Source organism: Streptomyces peucetius, from assembly GCF_025854275.1.
Taxonomy (GTDB): domain Bacteria; phylum Actinomycetota; class Actinomycetes; order Streptomycetales; family Streptomycetaceae; genus Streptomyces; species Streptomyces peucetius_A.
In genome coordinates, this window is the sequence record NZ_CP107567.1 from 6,759,650 (window position 1) to 6,776,322 (window position 16,673).

The 16,673-nt window shown below is 73.0% G+C and carries 14 protein-coding genes; 10 read left to right on the forward strand and 4 right to left on the reverse strand.

The genetic code is table 11. The annotated features are described in order from the left end of the window. Positions 1-23 precede the first annotated feature (23 nt). Positions 24-779, forward strand: a complete 756-nt coding sequence (locus OGH68_RS30595) for a GbsR/MarR family transcriptional regulator (protein ID WP_264248521.1) — start codon at positions 24-26, stop codon at positions 777-779. A gap of 339 nt (positions 780-1,118) precedes the next feature. Here OGH68_RS30595 and OGH68_RS30600 read toward each other — a convergent pair whose 3' ends face one another. Continuing rightward, entirely contained in the window at positions 1,119-1,751 is a 633-nt protein-coding gene (locus OGH68_RS30600) for a response regulator (protein WP_264248523.1), read from the reverse strand. Beyond that, positions 1,748-2,932 carry a sensor histidine kinase gene (locus OGH68_RS30605; protein WP_264248525.1) on the reverse strand — a complete coding sequence of 395 codons (1,185 nt, stop codon included), beginning with the start codon at positions 2,930-2,932 and terminating at the stop codon, positions 1,748-1,750. Before OGH68_RS30605 ends, OGH68_RS30600 begins: the two co-directional genes overlap by 4 nt. Before the next feature lie 111 nt (positions 2,933-3,043). Here OGH68_RS30605 and OGH68_RS30610 point away from each other — a divergent pair, with 111 nt between their 5' ends. The 3 genes from OGH68_RS30610 (at position 3,044) to OGH68_RS30620 (ending at position 8,219) form a co-directional block, all read left to right on the forward strand. Further along, on the forward strand, positions 3,044-4,108 hold the full coding sequence (locus OGH68_RS30610) for an ABC transporter permease (protein WP_264248526.1): 1,065 nt from the start codon (positions 3,044-3,046) through the stop codon (positions 4,106-4,108). Continuing rightward, positions 4,105-4,791, forward strand: coding sequence for an ABC transporter ATP-binding protein (locus tag OGH68_RS30615; protein ID WP_264248528.1), 687 nt, complete (start codon positions 4,105-4,107; stop codon positions 4,789-4,791). Before OGH68_RS30610 ends, OGH68_RS30615 begins: the two co-directional genes overlap by 4 nt. Before the next feature lie 131 nt (positions 4,792-4,922). Further along, positions 4,923-8,219, forward strand: coding sequence for a GH92 family glycosyl hydrolase (locus OGH68_RS30620; RefSeq protein ID WP_264248529.1), 3,297 nt, complete (start codon positions 4,923-4,925; stop codon positions 8,217-8,219). Between the two features lie 54 nt (positions 8,220-8,273). On the opposite strand, the gene OGH68_RS30625 is transcribed toward OGH68_RS30620, so the two are convergent. Beyond that, a complete protein-coding gene (locus tag OGH68_RS30625) occupies positions 8,274-9,074 on the reverse strand; it encodes an IclR family transcriptional regulator (RefSeq protein ID WP_264248532.1) in 801 nt (266 codons plus the stop codon). A 320-nt stretch (positions 9,075-9,394) separates the two neighbouring features. Between OGH68_RS30625 and allB the strand changes: the two genes are divergently transcribed. Continuing rightward, positions 9,395-10,738, forward strand: coding sequence for an allantoinase AllB (gene allB, locus OGH68_RS30630; RefSeq protein WP_264250364.1), 1,344 nt, complete (start codon positions 9,395-9,397; stop codon positions 10,736-10,738). 3 nt (positions 10,739-10,741) lie between these two features. Then, positions 10,742-11,875, forward strand: coding sequence for an allantoicase (alc, locus tag OGH68_RS30635; protein ID WP_264248534.1), 1,134 nt, complete (start codon positions 10,742-10,744; stop codon positions 11,873-11,875). A 130-nt stretch (positions 11,876-12,005) separates the two neighbouring features. On the opposite strand, the gene OGH68_RS30640 is transcribed toward alc, so the two are convergent. Beyond that, positions 12,006-12,764: an SDR family oxidoreductase gene (locus OGH68_RS30640; protein ID WP_264248537.1), complete on the reverse strand. Its 759-nt coding sequence runs from the start codon at positions 12,762-12,764 to the stop codon at positions 12,006-12,008. Positions 12,765-12,940: 176 nt separating this feature from the next. Between OGH68_RS30640 and OGH68_RS30645 the strand changes: the two genes are divergently transcribed. The 4 genes from OGH68_RS30645 (at position 12,941) to OGH68_RS30660 (ending at position 16,663) form a co-directional block, all read left to right on the forward strand. After that, positions 12,941-13,549 (forward strand): dihydrofolate reductase family protein, encoded by a 609-nt coding sequence (locus OGH68_RS30645; protein ID WP_264248538.1) that lies wholly within the window; start codon positions 12,941-12,943, stop codon positions 13,547-13,549. A 98-nt stretch (positions 13,550-13,647) separates the two neighbouring features. Continuing rightward, positions 13,648-14,574 carry a DMT family transporter gene (locus tag OGH68_RS30650; protein WP_264248540.1) on the forward strand — a complete coding sequence of 309 codons (927 nt, stop codon included), beginning with the start codon at positions 13,648-13,650 and terminating at the stop codon, positions 14,572-14,574. 458 nt (positions 14,575-15,032) lie between these two features. Further along, on the forward strand, positions 15,033-15,467 hold the full coding sequence (locus OGH68_RS30655) for a PaaI family thioesterase (RefSeq protein WP_264250365.1): 435 nt from the start codon (positions 15,033-15,035) through the stop codon (positions 15,465-15,467). Continuing rightward, positions 15,464-16,663: a cytochrome P450 family protein gene (locus tag OGH68_RS30660; protein WP_264248542.1), complete on the forward strand. Its 1,200-nt coding sequence runs from the start codon at positions 15,464-15,466 to the stop codon at positions 16,661-16,663. Before OGH68_RS30655 ends, OGH68_RS30660 begins: the two co-directional genes overlap by 4 nt. Positions 16,664-16,673 lie beyond the last annotated feature (10 nt).

The following is a 16,673-nucleotide window of genomic DNA, read 5'->3' on the forward strand; positions in this document are numbered from 1 at the left end:
CACGGAACACACAGGAGGCCGCGATGCCGGGAGGCAGACTCACCCAGCAGGAACGCCAGCAGATCGCGCTGGGACTGGCCGACGGCCTCGCCTACGCGGAGATCGCCCGGCGTCTCGACCGCCCGACGTCGACGATCACCCGCGAGGTCATGCGCAACGGCGGCCCCACCGCCTACCGCGCCGACCTGGCCCACCGCGCCACCGAACGCCGCACCCACCGGCGCAGGCAGGCCGCGCCCGGGTCGCCGGAGGCACCCGCACAGGCCCACGGACGGGACGCCGAGGCGGTGCGCCAGTACGAGGAGACGTTCACCACCGCGATCATGCAGTCGGGCGCGCCCAAGATGATGGCCCGGGTGCTGGCCTGCCTCTGCACCAGCGACTCGGGCAGCCTCACCGCGGCCGAACTCGTGCAGCGCCTCCGGGTCAGCCCGGCGTCCGTCTCCAAGGCGATCGCGTTCCTCGAGAGTCAGGGCCTCGTCCGCCGGGAACGCGACGAACGCCGCCGCGAGCGCTACGTGGTCGACGACGACATCTGGTACCAGTCGATGATGGCCAGCGCCCGCGGCACCGCCCAGCTCGTCGAGACCGCACGGCAGGGCGTCCGCGTCCTCGGGCCCGGCACCCCGGCCGCCGCCCGCATGGAGAACATCGCCCGCTTCCTCGACTTCGTCTCCGAGAGCCTCGTTCATGCCGCGGAACAGGCGCGCGACATCCTCCACACGAAAGCCGGAACGACCCCGGGCGGTACTGCCGAGCCGAGTTCGGATCGCGGATAGACCGCTGTCTCGATGGTCGCAGCCGGCGGTGCCCGCCCCGGACGGCACACGCTTGGAAGCGGTCCGACAGCCCGCCGCTGATCGCCCGCAGCCTCTTGGCCGTGTCCTGCGCGTCCTGTACACCCTGTGACCCCCTTGCCCGGGACGCCCGCGGGCTGACGAGACGGCCCATCCTCCCCGAAGCCACGACGCAGTGACAAAGCAGCCGAACGCGATACCGGTTCAGCCGGGGCCGGTCCCGGCCCGGAAGCAGCACCCGCACGCCGAGCAACCCGGACCGGGCGACGCCCCGTGGAGGACGGGCCGGGCCCGGAGTTGTGTGCGGGGGTGGCAGCCCCCTCAGCGGCGGATGAGGCGACGCGCCGTCGCCGCCGCCACGGCCGCCGTGCGGGAGTCGACGCCCAGCTTCGCGTAGATGTGCACCAGATGGGACTTGACCGTCGCCTGGCTCAGGAACAGTCTCTTGCTGATCTGCAGGTTCGACAGACCGTCGCCCACGAGTTGCAGCACCTCCAGCTCGCGCTTGGTCAGCGCCTGCGCCGGGGTCCGCATACGGTCCATCAGGCGGTGGGCCACCGCCGGGGCCAGCGCCGACCGGCCGGCCGCCGCCGTGCGGACGGCCGCGGCCAGTTCCTCCGGCGGGGCGTCCTTCAGCAGATAGCCGGCCGCGCCGGCCTCCACCGCCGCGAGGATGTCGGCGTCCGTGTCGTACGTGGTGAGGATCAGCACCCGTGGGCCGTCCGGCAGCGCGCTGATCGCCGCCGTCGCCTCCGAGCCGTGCATGCCGGTGCCGAACTGGAGGTCCATCAGTACGACGTCGACGCCGCCCGCGGCGGAGCGCCGCACCGCCGCCTCCGCGGTCGCCGCCTCGTCGACCACCTCGAAGTCGGCCTCGGTGTCGAGCACGGCCCGCAGCCCTGCCCGTACGACGGGATGGTCGTCGGCGAGCAGCAGCCGGACGGGGTTGTTCATGCGGCGCGCTCCGGGGCCGAGGCGGGCAGTGGCAGGGTCAGGGCGACGGCCGTGCCCTGGCCGGGTGCCGACTCGACGCTCAGCGTGCCGCCGAGCGAGCCGGCCCGCGAACGCATCGCGCGCAGTCCGAAGCCGCCGTCGCCGCGCACAGCAGCGTCGGGGTCGAAGCCCCGGCCGTCGTCGACGACGTCCAGCGACACCGACGTGTCCATGTAGCTGAGGGTGATCTCCGCCCGGGAGGCCGCCGCGTGCCGCTCGGTGTTGGCGAGCGCCGACTGCGCGGTCCGCAGCAGCGCCACCTCGTACGGGGTCGGCAGCTCCACCGGCGTGCCGCTGACACCGAATTGCACCGCCGGGCCGTGGGCGCCCGCACACAGCCGCTCCAGCGCGCCCGCCAGCGAGCCGCGTTCGAGATCCGGCGGCGTCAGCGCCCGTACGAAACGGCGGGCCTCCGCCAGATTGTCCTGCGCGGCCCGGCGCGCGTGACGGACGTGCCGGGCGGCCGGGGCGTCCTCGTCCAGGGCGTGCTCGGCGGCGCGCAGCAGCAGTTGGATGCTGGACAGGCCCTGCGCGAGGGTGTCGTGGATCTCGCGGGCGAGCCGCTCCCGCTCGGCGAGCGTTCCCGCGGTGCGTTCCGCGGCGGCGAGCTCGGCGCGGGTGGACACCAGCTCCTCGATCAGCCGGCGCCGGCTCTCGCTCTCCCGGTACAGCGCCTGGTAGCCGAGCACGGTCGCCACCGCGACGGCCGCGCCCAGCAGCGGCCCGATGAACGTGCCCGGTGTGACGGTCTGCCCGTGCAGCAGGAAACTCCCGATCGCGGCGGCGGCCGTCACCGCGACGGCCGCCAGGCCCCACCGCACCGGCAGCAGATGCAGCTGCAGGAAGTACAGGGGGAACGCCACCCAGAGGGCGTCCGGCGACAGGACCAGCAGCGCCAGCCACGTCGCGCCGAGCGCCGCGAGCCACAGCGCGGCGGCACGCGGCGAGCGGTGCACGGCGGGGGTGAGGACACCCGCAGCGTACACGGCGGCCGTCACCGCGGCGGCTCCCACGACCGCGTACGCGTGCGGCTCGCCGCCGGTGACGGCACGCGCGGCGGCCAGCGCCAGCAGTCCGGCCAGCAGGGCGTGCAGGCAGAGGCGCAGTACGCGCATGACGGGGGTCAGGGTCCGGGAGTCCATGGTCACTCCAGCGTAAGCACGGGGTGCGGCGACCGGATCGATCAAAAGGTTGAGGCGCACCCCCACCCGCGTGCGATGTCCGGCCGCGCCACGCGCACCAGGCTGGGAACCATGTTCGTCGCATGGAGAGACCTTCGCTTCGCCAAGGGGCGGTTCGTGCTGATGGGCACGGTCGTCGTGCTGATCACCCTGCTGGTGGGCCTGCTGTCCGGGCTGACCGCCGGGCTGGCCAGGGAGAACACCTCTGCCCTCACCGGCCTGCCCGCCGACCGCCTCGCCTTCGCCGCGCCGCCGCGCGGCGAGTCGGTGTCGTTCGCCGACTCGGCCGTCACGGAGAGCCAGTGGCGCGACTGGGCGGCCCGGCCGGGGATCACGGCGGCCGAGCCGCTGGGGATCCGTACGCTCAACGCGTCCGCGGGGGACCGTACGGCCGCGGTGTCCGCGTTCGGCAGCGAACCGGGCTCCCGGCTCGCGCCGCGCGGGACGCGGCCCGGTGAGGTGGTGCTGTCGGAGCCGGCCGCCGAGGAGCTCGGGCTGCGGGCCGGTGACCGGGTCCGGCTCGGCCCCCTGGACGCCGTGGTCGCCGCCGTCGAGGGCGACGCCTCCTACTCCCACACCCCCGTGGTGTGGACGGCGCTCGCCGACTGGCGGCGCCTCTCCCCGGGTCAGGAGGCGACCGTGATCGCCCTGACCACCCCGGACGGCGCCGACACCGCCGCGGGCGACGAGGCCATCGGTACGAAGACCCTCACCGTCGACGAGTCCTTGACCGCCATCGGCTCCTTCCAGTCGGAGAACGGCTCGCTGCAGCTGATGCGCGGCTTCCTGTTCGCGATCTCGGCGCTCGTCATCGGCGCGTTCTTCACCGTGTGGACCATCCAGCGCAGCGGCGACGTCGCCGTGCTGAAGGCGCTCGGCGCCTCCACCCGCTACCTGCTGCGGGACGCGCTCGGGCAGGCCGTGGTGGTGCTCGGCGCCGGGACGCTGCTCGGCACCGGGCTCGCGGCCGGCGCCGGGGCACTGATCAGCGGCGGTGACGTGCCTTTCGTGCTCGACGCGCCCACCGTGCTCGTACCCGCCGGCGTCATGATCGTCCTCGGCGCCGCCGGTGCGGCCCTGTCCATCCGGCTGATCACCGCCGTCGACCCCCTGACCGCACTCGGGAGCGCCCGATGACCCTGCTGCTCGACGACATCACCCTCACCTACCCCGACGGGCGGGGCCGTCTCACCGCGCTCGACCGGGTGTCGCTCGACGCTCCGGCCGGGTCACTGACGGCCGTCGTCGGACCGTCCGGTTCCGGCAAGTCCAGTCTGCTGGCGGTCGCGGCGACGCTCGTGACGCCCGACAGCGGCCGGGTCGTCGTGGACGGCACCGACACGGGCGGGCTGACCCCGGCGGCGCAGGCCGCCCTGCGCCGGGAGCGCATCGGCATCGTCTTCCAGCAGCCGAACCTGCTGCCGTCGCTCACGGCCGCCGAACAGCTCCAGGTCATGACCCATGTCTCCGGCCGCGCCGCGCGCACCGCACGCGACAGGGCCCTCGGACTGCTCGACGCCGTCGGCCTCGCGGACGAGGCCGGCCGCAGACCCCACCAGCTCTCCGGCGGCCAGCGCCAGCGGGTGAACATCGCCCGTGCGCTGATGAACGAACCGGCCGTGCTCCTGGTCGACGAGCCGACCAGCGCGCTCGACCACGAGCGGGGCGCGGCGGTCCTGGACCTGCTGGTGCGGCTGACCCGGGAGCGTTCGACGGCGACGGTGCTGGTGACCCACGACCGGACACATCTGGAACGGACGGACCGCACGGTCACCATGACGGACGGCCGGCTCGCGCCGGTGCTCGCCCCGTCCCGCTGAGCGAGTGCCGGACGGAGCGTGCCCTGGACCGGTTTCCCGGCGGACGGGAAATCGGTCCAAGACGTTGACAACGATGTCAGATGCGTGGTCAAGTCTCCGCGCCGGTCCACGGATTCAGGAGAGGGACGCCCATGCATCAACTGCTGAGGAGAATACGGGCGCGCACGTCGCGGGCCGCCGTGATCCCGCTGGCCGCCGGGCTGGCGTGGGGCGGCCTGCTGGCCCCCGCGCCGGCCGCACAGGCCGCGGCCCCGGTGGCAGAGGACCCCGCCGCGCTGGTCGACCCGTTCGTCGGGACACAGAACTTCGGCAACACCTTCCCCGGCGCGAGCGCCCCGTTCGGCATGGTGCAGGTCAGCCCGGACACCGGCGGCCAGGGCGGCTACGACTACCAGCAGGACAGGATCCACGGCTTCAGTCAGACCCATCTCTCGGGTGTCGGCTGCTCCGTCGTCGGCGAACTGCCCCTGATGCCCACCACCGGAGCGGTCGACACCGTCGATCCGGCCCGGTACCGCTCGGCCTACTCCCACGAGGACGAGGAGGCCGAGCCCGGCTACTACCGCGTCGGCCTGCAGACGTACGGCATCGACGCGGAGCTGACCGCCACGCCCCGCACCGGCTGGCAGCGCTACACCTTCCCCGCGACGGGCGAGGCCAACGTCCTGTTCAACACGGGCAAGGCCAACCAGCGGGTGTACGACTCGGAGGTCCATGTCGTCGGTGACCGCACCGTCGAAGGACGCGTCGAGGCCGGGAACTTCTGCGCGGGCAAGGACCGGCACACGGTCTACTTCACCGCCACCTTCGACCGGCCCTTCGCCGCGTACGGCACCTGGCGCGGCGACACCCGCGCCCCCGGCAGCCGTGACGCCGAGGGCGAGGGCGGCAACGGCGCCTGGGTGACGTTCGACGCCGCCGACGACCGGGACGTCGTCGTCAAGGTCGGCCTGTCGTACACGGGCCCGGACGGTGCCCGCAAGAATCTGGCCGCGGAGACCGGGGACTCGTACGACTTCGACGCCACCCGGGCCGCCCTGCGCGCTACCTGGCAGCGGCAGTTGGGCTCCGTGCGGGTCGGCGGCGGCACCCTCGAGCGGCAGCGCGCCTTCTACACCGCGCTCTACCACGCCCAGTTGCACCCGAACCTCGCCGGTGACGTGGACGGCCGGTACGCGGGCTTCGACGGCGGGACGCACACCGCCGACGGGTTCACGCCGTACCAGAACTTCTCCCTGTGGGACACCTACCGGCCGCAGAACCAGCTGCTCGAACTGCTGCAGCCGCAGGTGGCCCGAGACGTGGCACTCTCCGTCGTCGCCGCCGGGCGCGACGGCGGCTGGCTGCCGCGCTGGGCGCTCGCCAACAGCGAGACCAACATCATGACCGGTGACCCGGTGACGCCGTTCCTCGTCGAGGCGTGGTCCAAGGGGCTGCTCGCGGGCCACGAGGAGGAGGCGTACGCGCTGCTGCGGAAGAACGCGACGAGCACCCCGCCGGCCGACTCGCCCTACAACGGCCGCTCGGGCGTGGAGCATTACGCGGCGCGCGGCTATGTGCCCTCCGGCCTGGAGCTCGGCGAGGACTGCGCCGACAAGGGCGGTGACAACGACTGCAAGCACCCCGCCTCCGCGACCCTGGAGTACGCGGCGGCCGACGCCTCGCTGGCGTTGATGGCACGGGCGCTCGGACACGACGCGGACGCCCGCCTGTTCGCGGCGCGCGGCCAGTGGTACCGCAACCTCTGGGACTCGGAGATCGGCCAGTTCCGGCCCCGTACGGCCGAAGGGACCTGGCTGACCCCGTACGACCCGGTCGAGGCGGCCCACCAGTTCCACGAGGGCGGTGCCCACCAGTACCAGTGGCTCGTCCCGCAGGACCCGGCGGGACTGGTCGCGCTGATGGGCGGCCGGGCCACCACCGAGGAGCGGCTCGACAGGTTCTTCGCCTACGACAAGCTGCTCGCGGACCCGGAGCGCACGGCACGCGAGGACTGGATCTCCGCCCCGTACGACTACTACGGCAAGCCCACCTACAACCCGAACAACGAGCCCGATCTGCACGCCCCGTACATGTATCTGTGGGCCGGGGCGCCCGCGAAGACGGCGACCGTCGTCCGCGCCGCGATGACACTGTTCACCACCGGCCCCGACGGCATGACCGGCAACGACGACCTCGGCACGATGTCCGCCTGGTACGTCTTCTCCTCGCTCGGCCTCTACCCGACGATGAGCGGCGGCGACTTCCTCGCCGTCTCCAGCCCGCAGTTCTCCTCGGCCGTCGTCGAGGTCGGCGAGTACGGCACGGAGCAGGGCGGCACACTGACCATCGAGGCACCCGGCGCGAGCGACACCACCCGCTACATCCAGCGCTCGTCGTTCGACGGCCGGGACCTGCGCCGGACGTGGCTCGACTGGGACGCGGTCGCCCACGGCGGCACGCTCACCCACGAACTCGGCGACACGCCGTCGGCCTGGGGCACCGGCAAGGACGCGGAGCCGCCGTCGGTCAACCGCGCGGCAGCCGACTCCCGCCGGCATCTGGACGCCTCCCTGCGGACCGGCTCCGACGTCGTACCGGAGAGCGACGCGCCGCAGACCGCACACCTCGCGCTCGACGTGCTCGGTCAGGCACCGGGCGCGCTGCACGTCACCGTGCGGGCGACGGCGCCCGAGGGGTGGCGGGTGCGGGTGCCGTCGGCCTTCCGGCTCGACTCACGACGGCTGCCGGTGCAGCGGACGGTGGAGCCGGAGGTGACCGTCCCGGCCCAGGCCGCGCCGGGCTCCTACCGGGTGCGGTTCGAGGTCTCGGCCACCGGCGCGGGCAGTGTGACGCGCGAGGCGACCGTGGAGGTCCGCGAGCCGGGCGCGTGCGCGGTCCGGGCCGAGGGACAGTGCGCGGTCGACCTCACCCGTGAGGCGAACCACGACGGCACCGCGACGGTGGCCGCGTCCGGTGAGGGCGACTTCGACGGCGGCGGCTGGAGCTACGACGCCGCGCTGCTGCCGGAGGCGGGCCAGGTGACCTGGGGCGGCGTCGTGTACCAGGCGCCCGACGCGTCCGGCACCGCGGACAACTTCACCGAGGCCCGCGGGCAGTCGCTGCTGCTGCCGGCCGGGAAGCACGAGGCGCTGCGGCTGGTGGCGGCCGCCCACAACGGCACCGTCGCCACCACCCTCACCGTCCGCTACACCGACGGCACCAGCGACGAGCTTCCCGTCACCGTGGGCGACTGGGCGGGTTCCGCGCCCACCGGCAGCACCGTCGCCCTGGACATGGACCACCGCATCCGGCGGGGGCAGGGCGTCGACGGGCCGTCGGTCCGGCTGTTCGCGACGGCGGCGCCGCTGGACACGGGCCGGACCGTGCGTTCGCTGAGCCTGCCGGACGACCGGCGGGTCGAGGTGTACGCGATCACGCTCGACTGAGAGATGCCGGAAGGGGGCCCGGGACGACGGTCCCGGGCCCCCTTTCCGTTGTCGTCAGGCCTGTCCGTTGGTGTTCGCGAGTGCCGCGGACAGGTCGCGGGCGACCTCCTGGAGCAGCGGCACCATCTTCTCCGTGGCCGCCTCCGTCACCCGGCCCGCCGGACCGGAGATCGAGACCGCGGCGGCCGTGGGGGAGTCGGGCACGGAGACCGCCAGGCAGCGGACACCGATCTCCTGCTCGTTGTCGTCCACCGCGTAACCGGCCCTGCGGACCTGCTCCAGCGCCTCCAGGAAGCCTTCCGGCGTCGTGATCGTCTTCTCGGTCGCGGCCGGCATGCCGGTACGGGCCAGCAGTGCCCGTACCTCGTCCGCCGGGGTGTGCGCGAGGAGGGCCTTGCCCACGCCGGTGGAGTGCGGCAGCACCCGACGGCCGACCTCGGTGAACATGCGCATCGAGTGCTTCGAGGGCACCTGGGCCACGTACACGATCTCGTCGCCGTCGAGCAGCGCCATGTTGGCGGTCTCGCCGGTCTCCTCGACGAGGCGGGCCAGATAGGGGCGTGCCCAGGTGCCGAGGAGGCGGGACGCGGACTCGCCGAGGCGGATCAGCCGGGGGCCGAGCGCATAGCGGCGGTTGGGCTGCTGCCGTACGTAGCCGCAGGCGACCAGGGTGCGCATGAGCCGGTGGATGGTGGGCAGGGGGAGACCGCTGCTGGCGGAGAGCTCGCTGAGACCGACCTCGCCACCGGCGTCGGCCATTCGTTCGAGCAGGTCGAAGGCGCGCTCAAGGGACTGCACGCCGCCGCTGGCGGCGGGCTTGGCTGCGTCGGTGGCGCTGGCGCTGGACGTCGGCACGTCGGCGGTCCTTTCGGGCAGGCAGGGCAAGCCAGCAGCCTACCGGGCGCATGTGCGGGGCACATCGTCCGCCAAGGGGCGTCCTGGCCGGTCAGGGGATGTTTGTCCCCGTGTCTGCGATGTTGCGCGGGCCTGCTTCCGGCTGAAGCGACCATACTGGAATGGAATTGTACTTCCACTTTGTGGAAATGTACAAGGGTGACCCTCCGGCTCCGGCGGGTCTTGACGGGTGCTGGTCGGAGGGGAAGACTCCTTCAACAGTTCGTTGAATTTTTGCTGGACAGTGGAAGTGAGGGGAGCGGGTGTCCGACGTGCAAGACGTGTCCGACGTGGAAGTGGAACTGGTCCTGCGCTCGACGCGGGTGGTCACCCCCGAGGGGACGCGCGCCGCGACGGTCGCCGTCGCCGGCGGGCGGATCACCGCGGTGGGGCCGTACGACGCCGAGGTGCCGGCCGGTGCGCGGCTCGAAGACTTCGGGGACGACGTCGTCCTGCCCGGCCTCGTCGACACCCACGTCCATGTGAACGACCCCGGCCGCACCGAGTGGGAGGGCTTCTGGACGGCCACCCGCGCGGCCGCGGCGGGCGGCATCACCACGCTGCTCGACATGCCCCTCAACTCCCTGCCGCCCACCACCACGGTCGACCACCTCGCCACCAAGCGGGAGGTCGCCCGCAGCAAGGCGCACATCGACGTCGGCTTCTGGGGCGGCGCGATCCCCTCCAACGTCAAGGACCTGCGGCCGCTGCACGACGCGGGCGTCTTCGGCTTCAAGTGCTTCCTGTCGCCGTCCGGCGTCGAGGAGTTCCCCGAGCTCGACCAGGAGCAGCTCGCCCGCTCCATGGCGGAGATCTCCGGGTTCGGCGGACTGCTGATCGTGCACGCCGAGGACCCGCACCACCTGGCGGCCGCGCCGCAGCAGAGCGGCCCCAGGTACGCCGACTTCCTCGCGTCCCGGCCCCGGGACGCGGAGAACACCGCGATCGAGGGCCTGATCTCGCACGCCAAGCGGCTCGGCGCCCGCGTCCACGTCCTGCACCTCTCCTCCAGTGACGCCCTGCCGCTGATCGCCGCCGCCAAGCGGGACGGGGTCGCCGTCACCGTCGAGTCCTGCCCGCACTTCCTCACGCTCACCGCGGAGGAGGTCCCGGACGGCGCCACCGAGTTCAAGTGCTGCCCGCCCATCCGGGAGGCCGCCAATCAGGACGCGCTCTGGCAGGGCCTCGCCGACGGCACCATCAACTGCATCGTCTCCGACCACTCACCCTGCACCACCGACCTCAAGACCCCGGACTTCGCATCCGCCTGGGGCGGTATCTCCTCGCTCCAGCTCGGCCTGCCCGCGATCTGGACCGAGGCCCGCAAGCGCGGCCACACCCTCGACGACGTCGTCCGCTGGATGGCGAAGGCCCCCGCGGACCTGGCGGGCCTGAGCGCCAAGGGCGCCGTCGAGGCGGGCCGCGACGCCGACTTCGCGGTCCTCGCTCCCGACGAGACCTTCACCGTCGACCCTGCAGAGCTGTACCACCGCAACCAGGCGACCGCGTACGCCGGCAGGACGCTGTACGGGGTCGTCAGATCGACGTGGCTGCGCGGCGAGCGGATCGCGGAGAACGGCAACCTGGCCGCGCCGACGGGCCGGCTGCTCGAAAGGAACAACTGAACCGTGTCTGCATCCTCCATCCCCTCCTTCACCGGTGACGCCAGCCCGTACGGCGGCGGCGACCCGTACGCCGACTACCGCACCGCCGGTCCGTCGGGGTTCCCCTTCACCCAGTACACCGATCTCGCCGACCGCCGCCTCGGCGCCGGTGTCGTCGCCGCCAACGACGAGTTCTTCGCCGAGCGCGAGAACCTGCTGAAGCCCGAGCCCGCCGAGTTCGACCCCGAGCACTTCGGGCACAAGGGCAAGGTCATGGACGGCTGGGAGACCCGCCGCCGCCGCGGTGTCTCCGCCGAGCAGCCCCACCCCACCGACGAGGACCACGACTGGGCGCTCGTACGCCTCGGTGCCCCCGGCGTCGTACGCGGCATCGTCGTCGACACGGCGCACTTCCGGGGCAACTACCCGCAGGCCGTGTCGATCGAGGGCACGTCCGTCGCCGGCTCCCCCTCCCCGGAGGAGCTCCTCGGCGACGACGTGAAGTGGACGACGCTGGTCCCGCGCACCGCCGTCGGCGGCCACGCCGCCAACGGCTTCGCCGTCGACGTCGAGCAGCGCTTCACCCACCTGCGGGTCAACCAGCACCCCGACGGCGGCATCGCGCGCCTGCGCGTGTACGGCGAGGTCGTGCCCGACCCCGCCTGGCTCGGCGCGCTCGGCACCTTCGACCTCGTGGCGCTCGAGAACGGCGGCCAGGTCGAGGACGCCTCCGACCGCTTCTACTCCCCGGCCACCAACACCGTCCAGCCCGGCCGCTCCCGCAAGATGGACGACGGCTGGGAGACCCGCCGCCGCCGTGACAAGGGCAACGACTGGATTCGCTACCAGCTGGCCGGCCACAGCGAGATCCGCGCCGTCGAGATCGACACCGCGTACCTCAAGGGCAACAGCGCGGGCTGGGCCGCGCTGTCCGTACGGGACGGGGCGGAGGGCGCCGAGTGGCGCGAGGTCCTGCCCCGCACGCGGCTCCAGCCCGACGCCAACCACCGGTTCGTGCTGGGCGCCCCGGCGATCGGCACCCATGTGCGGATCGACATCTACCCCGACGGCGGCATCTCCCGTCTGCGGCTGTTCGGTTCCCTGACCGAACAGGGCGCGGCGAGGCTCACCGCCCGCCACCAGGAGCTCGGCGGCTGACGAGCCGTCATGGAACGGGGAGGCACACCCCCCCTCCCGCGCGGGGCGCACCGGCCGACAGCAACGGTGCGCCCCGCGCGCACGCCTCGCGCACACCGCGCCGGCGGCGAGGCGTGCGCGAGGGTATCGCTCAGGCCGCGTGGCCGCCGTCCACGGAGAACTCCGCGCCCGTGACGTACGCCGCCTCGTCGCCCGCCAGATAGGCGACCGTCGACGCGACCTCGTCCGGGGCGCCGAAGCGGCCCAGTGCCGTGTCCGCCTTCTGCGGCTCCGCGTACGGGCCGTCCGCCGGGTTCATGTCGGTGTCGATCGGGCCCGGGTGGACGATGTTCGCGGTGATGCCCCGCCCACCCAACTCCCGTGCCTGGGGGTACCTCCCGGCGAAGCCAGGGGGAGCCTTCGTCAGGCCGGTCAGCGCCGTTTTGCTCATCGCGCAGAGGGTGCCGCCGGGGCCGGGGACGCGCTGGGGCATGCAGGTGCCTATCGTGATGATGCGCGAGCCGCTCCCCATGCGGGCGGCGGCCGCGCGGGACGTGAGGTAGGTGCCCCGTACGTTCACCCCGAGCACCCGGTCCACGTCGGTGACCGCGATGTTCTCCAGCGGCCCGAGCACACCCACGCCCGCGTTGTTGATGAGGATGTCGAGCCCGCCGAGGGCATCGGCGGTGCGGGCCACCGCCTCGGCGGCCTCGGCCGCGTCGCCCGAGTAGGCGCGCAGCGCCAGGCCGCGCCGGCCTGCCGCCTCGATCCGCCGGACGACCTCCTCCGCGGCGTCCTTCCCCGCCACATAGGTGATCGCCACATCGGCGCCGCCGCGGGCCAGGCGCAGTGCGGTCGCCGCGCCGATCCCGCGGCTGCCGCCGGTCACCAGAGCCACCTTGCCGTTCATCGAAGCCTCCGTCATCCGTTAAGTGGTTGCGGCTTCAATCACATCGGTTCCTCAGGCTCCGTGCTGGCGGTGATCGGACATCACGCTCGGCGCACCGATGAGTTCGAAGGCCCCGCGCGGTCAGAGCTGTGACACTCATCGAAACCCGACGAAACGGGATGAAAGGCGGAAGAATCATGGCGAAGCTCAGCCTCACCCAGTTCCTCACCCTCGACGGCGTCTACCAGGCCCCCGGCGGACCCGAGGAGGACACCCGCGGCGGCTTCGACCTCGGTGGCTGGTCGGTGCCGTACGGCGACGAGGACTTCGGGAAGTTCATCGACGAGGTCTTCGGCCGGGTCGGCGCCTTCCTCCTCGGCCGCCGCACCTACGAAATCTTCGCGAGCTACTGGCCCAAGCAGACCGACCCCGCCGACCCGGTCGCGTCCAAGCTCAACTCCCTGCCCAAGTACGTCGCCTCGACCACGCTCGAGTCGGCCGACTGGGCCAACTCGACGATCATCGGTGGCGACCTCGTCGAGGAGGTCACCGCGCTCAAGGAGCACACCGACGGGGAACTCCAGATGCACGGCAGCGGAGGCCTCGCCCGGTCCCTGATGAAACACGACCTGATCGACACGCTGCACCTGGTCGTCTTCCCCGTGGTGCTCGGCAAGGGCATGCACCTTTTCGCGGAAGGCGCGACCCCCACCGCGTTCAGGCACGTCGAGGCGCGCACCACCGGAGCCGGAGCCGCCATCCACACGTACGAACTGGCGGGCCGGCCGACGTACGGCAGCTACTGAGGGAAACATGTAGCAGCCACACGTCCCTCCCCGGTACGGTGATCGCCCCCCGTGGGAGCCGCCGACGTCTCCACCCCTGCCGCACCCCAGGAGACCCGGTGTCGTCGATCGCCGTACCCGCGCCCGCGCTCGCACCGCGCCGCGCCTGGCTCACCGATCTGCCGGTGCTGCTCGTCGCCGTCGTGTGGGGCGCCAGCTACCTCGCGGCCAAGGGCATCACCACCACCCACACCGTCGTCGCCGTCCTCGTCCTGCGGTTCGCCCTCGTCCTGCCGGCGCTCGCCCTCGCCGGGCGGCGCAGGCTGCGGGCGCTGACCGCCGCCCAGTGGCGGGGCGCGGCGCTGCTCGGACTGATCCTGAGCGCCGTCTTCCTGCTCGAGACCTACGGCGTCGTGAACACCTCCGCCACCAACGCCGGGCTCATCATCAGTCTCACCATGATCCTCACCCCGCTCGCGGAGGCGGCCGTGGTCCGGCGGCGGCCGTCCGCGTCCTTCCTCGCCGCGGCCGCCGTCTCGGTCGCCGGAGTGCTGCTGCTGACCCAGGGCGCGGGTGTCACCACCCCGTCCACGGGCGACCTGCTGATGCTGCTGGCCGCCGTGGTCCGCACCGTCCATGTGCTGGCCATGGCGAGGATCAAGGCGGTGCTCGGCGCCGACTCGCTCTCCTTGACGACCGTCCAACTCGGCGCGGCCGTCGCGGTGTTCGCCGTGCTCGCCGGCCTGCCCGGCAGTGGGACGTCACCGTGGGCCGTGGCGGTCGGCTTCGGGCCGCGCGAATGGGTGGGGCTGGTGTTCCTGTCCCTGTTCTGCACCTTGTTCGCGTTCTTCGTGCAGATGTGGGCGGTGCGGCGCACCTCGCCGTCCCGCGTCAGTCTGCTGCTCGGCACCGAGCCGCTGTGGGCCGCCGCGGCCGGCATCACCCTCGGCGGCGAACACCTCGGCCCGGCCGGTCTGCTGGGCGCGGCGCTCGTGCTCACCGGGACGACCTGGGGCCGCCGCGCCGCCGCCCGGGCCGACTGCTGACTTCGAAGCCCATGCGATCGCTTCAGTACGACATGGCCTTCCGCAACCGCGCCAAGCGGACGCAGACCTGGGGCTTCGCCCTGCTGTCCGTGGCGGCGCTGCTGTGGGTGTGGTTCGGCGTACTGCTGCTCCTCCCGTACACCCTGGACGGCAAGTACGGCGAAGGCAGGGAGTGCCAGTCCCGGCTGGCCCCGGCGTTGCCCAGCTTTGTCGACATGACGCGCACGGAGTACCCATGGCTGCTGCCGTCGGCCATGTCCGACCCCCTCGACCCGGAGCTGCCCGGCGACCGGGGCAGGGCCCGGCCGCGGCGGACGGTACGGCGGGCGCGCAAGAGGGGCCTCCGGGCCTCCAGATGCGCGGCGTACGACGGCTCCCGGTGCGCTGGTAGGGCACCCGCCCTACTCCGTACGCTGCTCGGCGGACCGCACGCACCGACTCGGCCAAGGAGCCCGCGCATGACCGGACTTGAACTCGACACGGCCCGCGAGGTGCTCGACAGCCAGCCGTTCAGCAGACTGGTCGGGGCGCGGATCACCGCTTTCGGGGACGGGGAGGCGGTGCTCGAAGTGGACATTGGCGAGGAACTGCACCAGCAGAACGGCTTTCTGCACGGCGGTGTCGTCGCCTACGCCGCCGACAACGCCATCACCTTCGCCGCCGGGACGACGCTCGGACCGGCGGTGCTGACCGGCGGGTTCTCCGTCCAGTACGTCCGGCCCGCCACCGGACGGAGCCTTCTCGCCCGTGCCGCCGTCGTGCACAGCGGACGGCGGCAGGCCGTGGTCCGCTGCGACCTGTTCACCACCGGCCCGGACGGCGACGAGACCCTCTGCGCCGTCGCGCAGGGCACCGTGCTGTCCGCCGCCCCGCAACCCGAGAGGAAGCCGTGACCACTGACGCCACCGACGCCGCAGTCGTCGACCTCGCCGCGCTCGGCGACGGATTCACCCGCGACCCGTACCCCGTCTACGCCGCCCTGCGCGCCCGCGGACCCGTGCACCGCGTACGCATGCCGGAAGGCCACGACGCCTGGCTGATCGTCGGCTACGAGGCGGGCCGGGCCGCCCTCGCGGACGAGTCGCTGTCGAAGGAGTGGCGCAACGCGGCGCCCGACGTGGGCGCCGCGCAGGTCTCGTCCGGTGTCACGATGCTCAGCTCCGACGCCCCGCGCCACACCCGGTTACGCAAGCTGGTCGCCCGCGAGTTCACCACGCGGCGGGTCGAGCGGCTCGCCCCGCGGGTGCGGGAGATCACCGACGGGCTGCTGGACCGGATGGTCCCCCTGGGGCGGGCCGACCTCGTCGACGCGCTGTCCTTCCCACTGCCCATAGCCGTCATCGGCGAGCTGCTGGGGGTGCCGGTCGCCGACCGGGTCGACTTCAGGAACTGGTCGAACACCGCCGTGTCCTCGCCCGACGCGGCGCTGCGAGCGCAGGCCACCGCGTCGATGACGCGCTATCTGGCCGGACTGCTGGACGACAAGCGCAAGCGGCCCGGCGACGACCTGATCAGCGCGCTCGTCCACCAGGCCGACGACGAGGACCGGCTCACCGCGGAGGAACTGCTGGGCATGGCGTGGCTGCTGCTCGTCGCGGGTCACGAGACGACCGTCAACCTCATCTCCAACGGTGTCCTCGCCCTGCTGACCCACCCCGGCCAACTCGCGGCACTGCGCGCGGACCTCTCGCTCATCGACGGTGCCGTGGAGGAGACACTCCGCTGGGACGGCCCCGTCGAGACCCCCACGTACCGCTTCACCACCCGGCCCTGCGAGGTCGGTGGCACCACCGTCCCCGGCGGCGGGCAGCTCGTGCTGGTCGCCATCGCCGACGCCGACCGTGACCCGGCCCGGTTCCCGGACCCGGCGCGCTTCGACATCCGTCGCGACGCCCGGGGCCATCTGGCCTTCGGCCACGGGGTGCACTACCGCCTGGGCGCGCCGCTGGCGCGCCTCGAGGCGCGCGTCGCGATCCGGTCGCTGCTGGAGCGCTGCCCGGACCTCGCCCTGGACGCCCACCCGGCGGCCCTGCCGTGGCGGACCGGCATGCTCATCCGGGGGCCGGAGAGGCTGCCGGTCCGCTGGTAGCCGGGCCGGG

Excerpts from the sequence above, each read along its gene's own strand:
- OGH68_RS30620 (WP_264248529.1), top strand. The coding sequence starts at position 4,923 with ATGCATCAACTGCTGAGGAGAATACGGGCGCGCACGTCGCGGGCCGCC.
- OGH68_RS30600 (WP_264248523.1), bottom strand. The coding sequence starts at position 1,751 with ATGAACAACCCCGTCCGGCTGCTGCTCGCCGACGACCATCCCGTCGTA.
- OGH68_RS30605 (WP_264248525.1), bottom strand. The coding sequence starts at position 2,932 with ATGGACTCCCGGACCCTGACCCCCGTCATGCGCGTACTGCGCCTCTGC.
- OGH68_RS30615 (WP_264248528.1), top strand. The coding sequence starts at position 4,105 with ATGACCCTGCTGCTCGACGACATCACCCTCACCTACCCCGACGGGCGG.
- OGH68_RS30595 (WP_264248521.1), top strand. The coding sequence starts at position 24 with ATGCCGGGAGGCAGACTCACCCAGCAGGAACGCCAGCAGATCGCGCTG.
- OGH68_RS30645 (WP_264248538.1), top strand. The coding sequence starts at position 12,941 with ATGGCGAAGCTCAGCCTCACCCAGTTCCTCACCCTCGACGGCGTCTAC.
- OGH68_RS30610 (WP_264248526.1), top strand. The coding sequence starts at position 3,044 with ATGTTCGTCGCATGGAGAGACCTTCGCTTCGCCAAGGGGCGGTTCGTG.
- OGH68_RS30640 (WP_264248537.1), bottom strand. The coding sequence starts at position 12,764 with ATGAACGGCAAGGTGGCTCTGGTGACCGGCGGCAGCCGCGGGATCGGC.
- OGH68_RS30655 (WP_264250365.1), top strand. The coding sequence starts at position 15,033 with ATGACCGGACTTGAACTCGACACGGCCCGCGAGGTGCTCGACAGCCAG.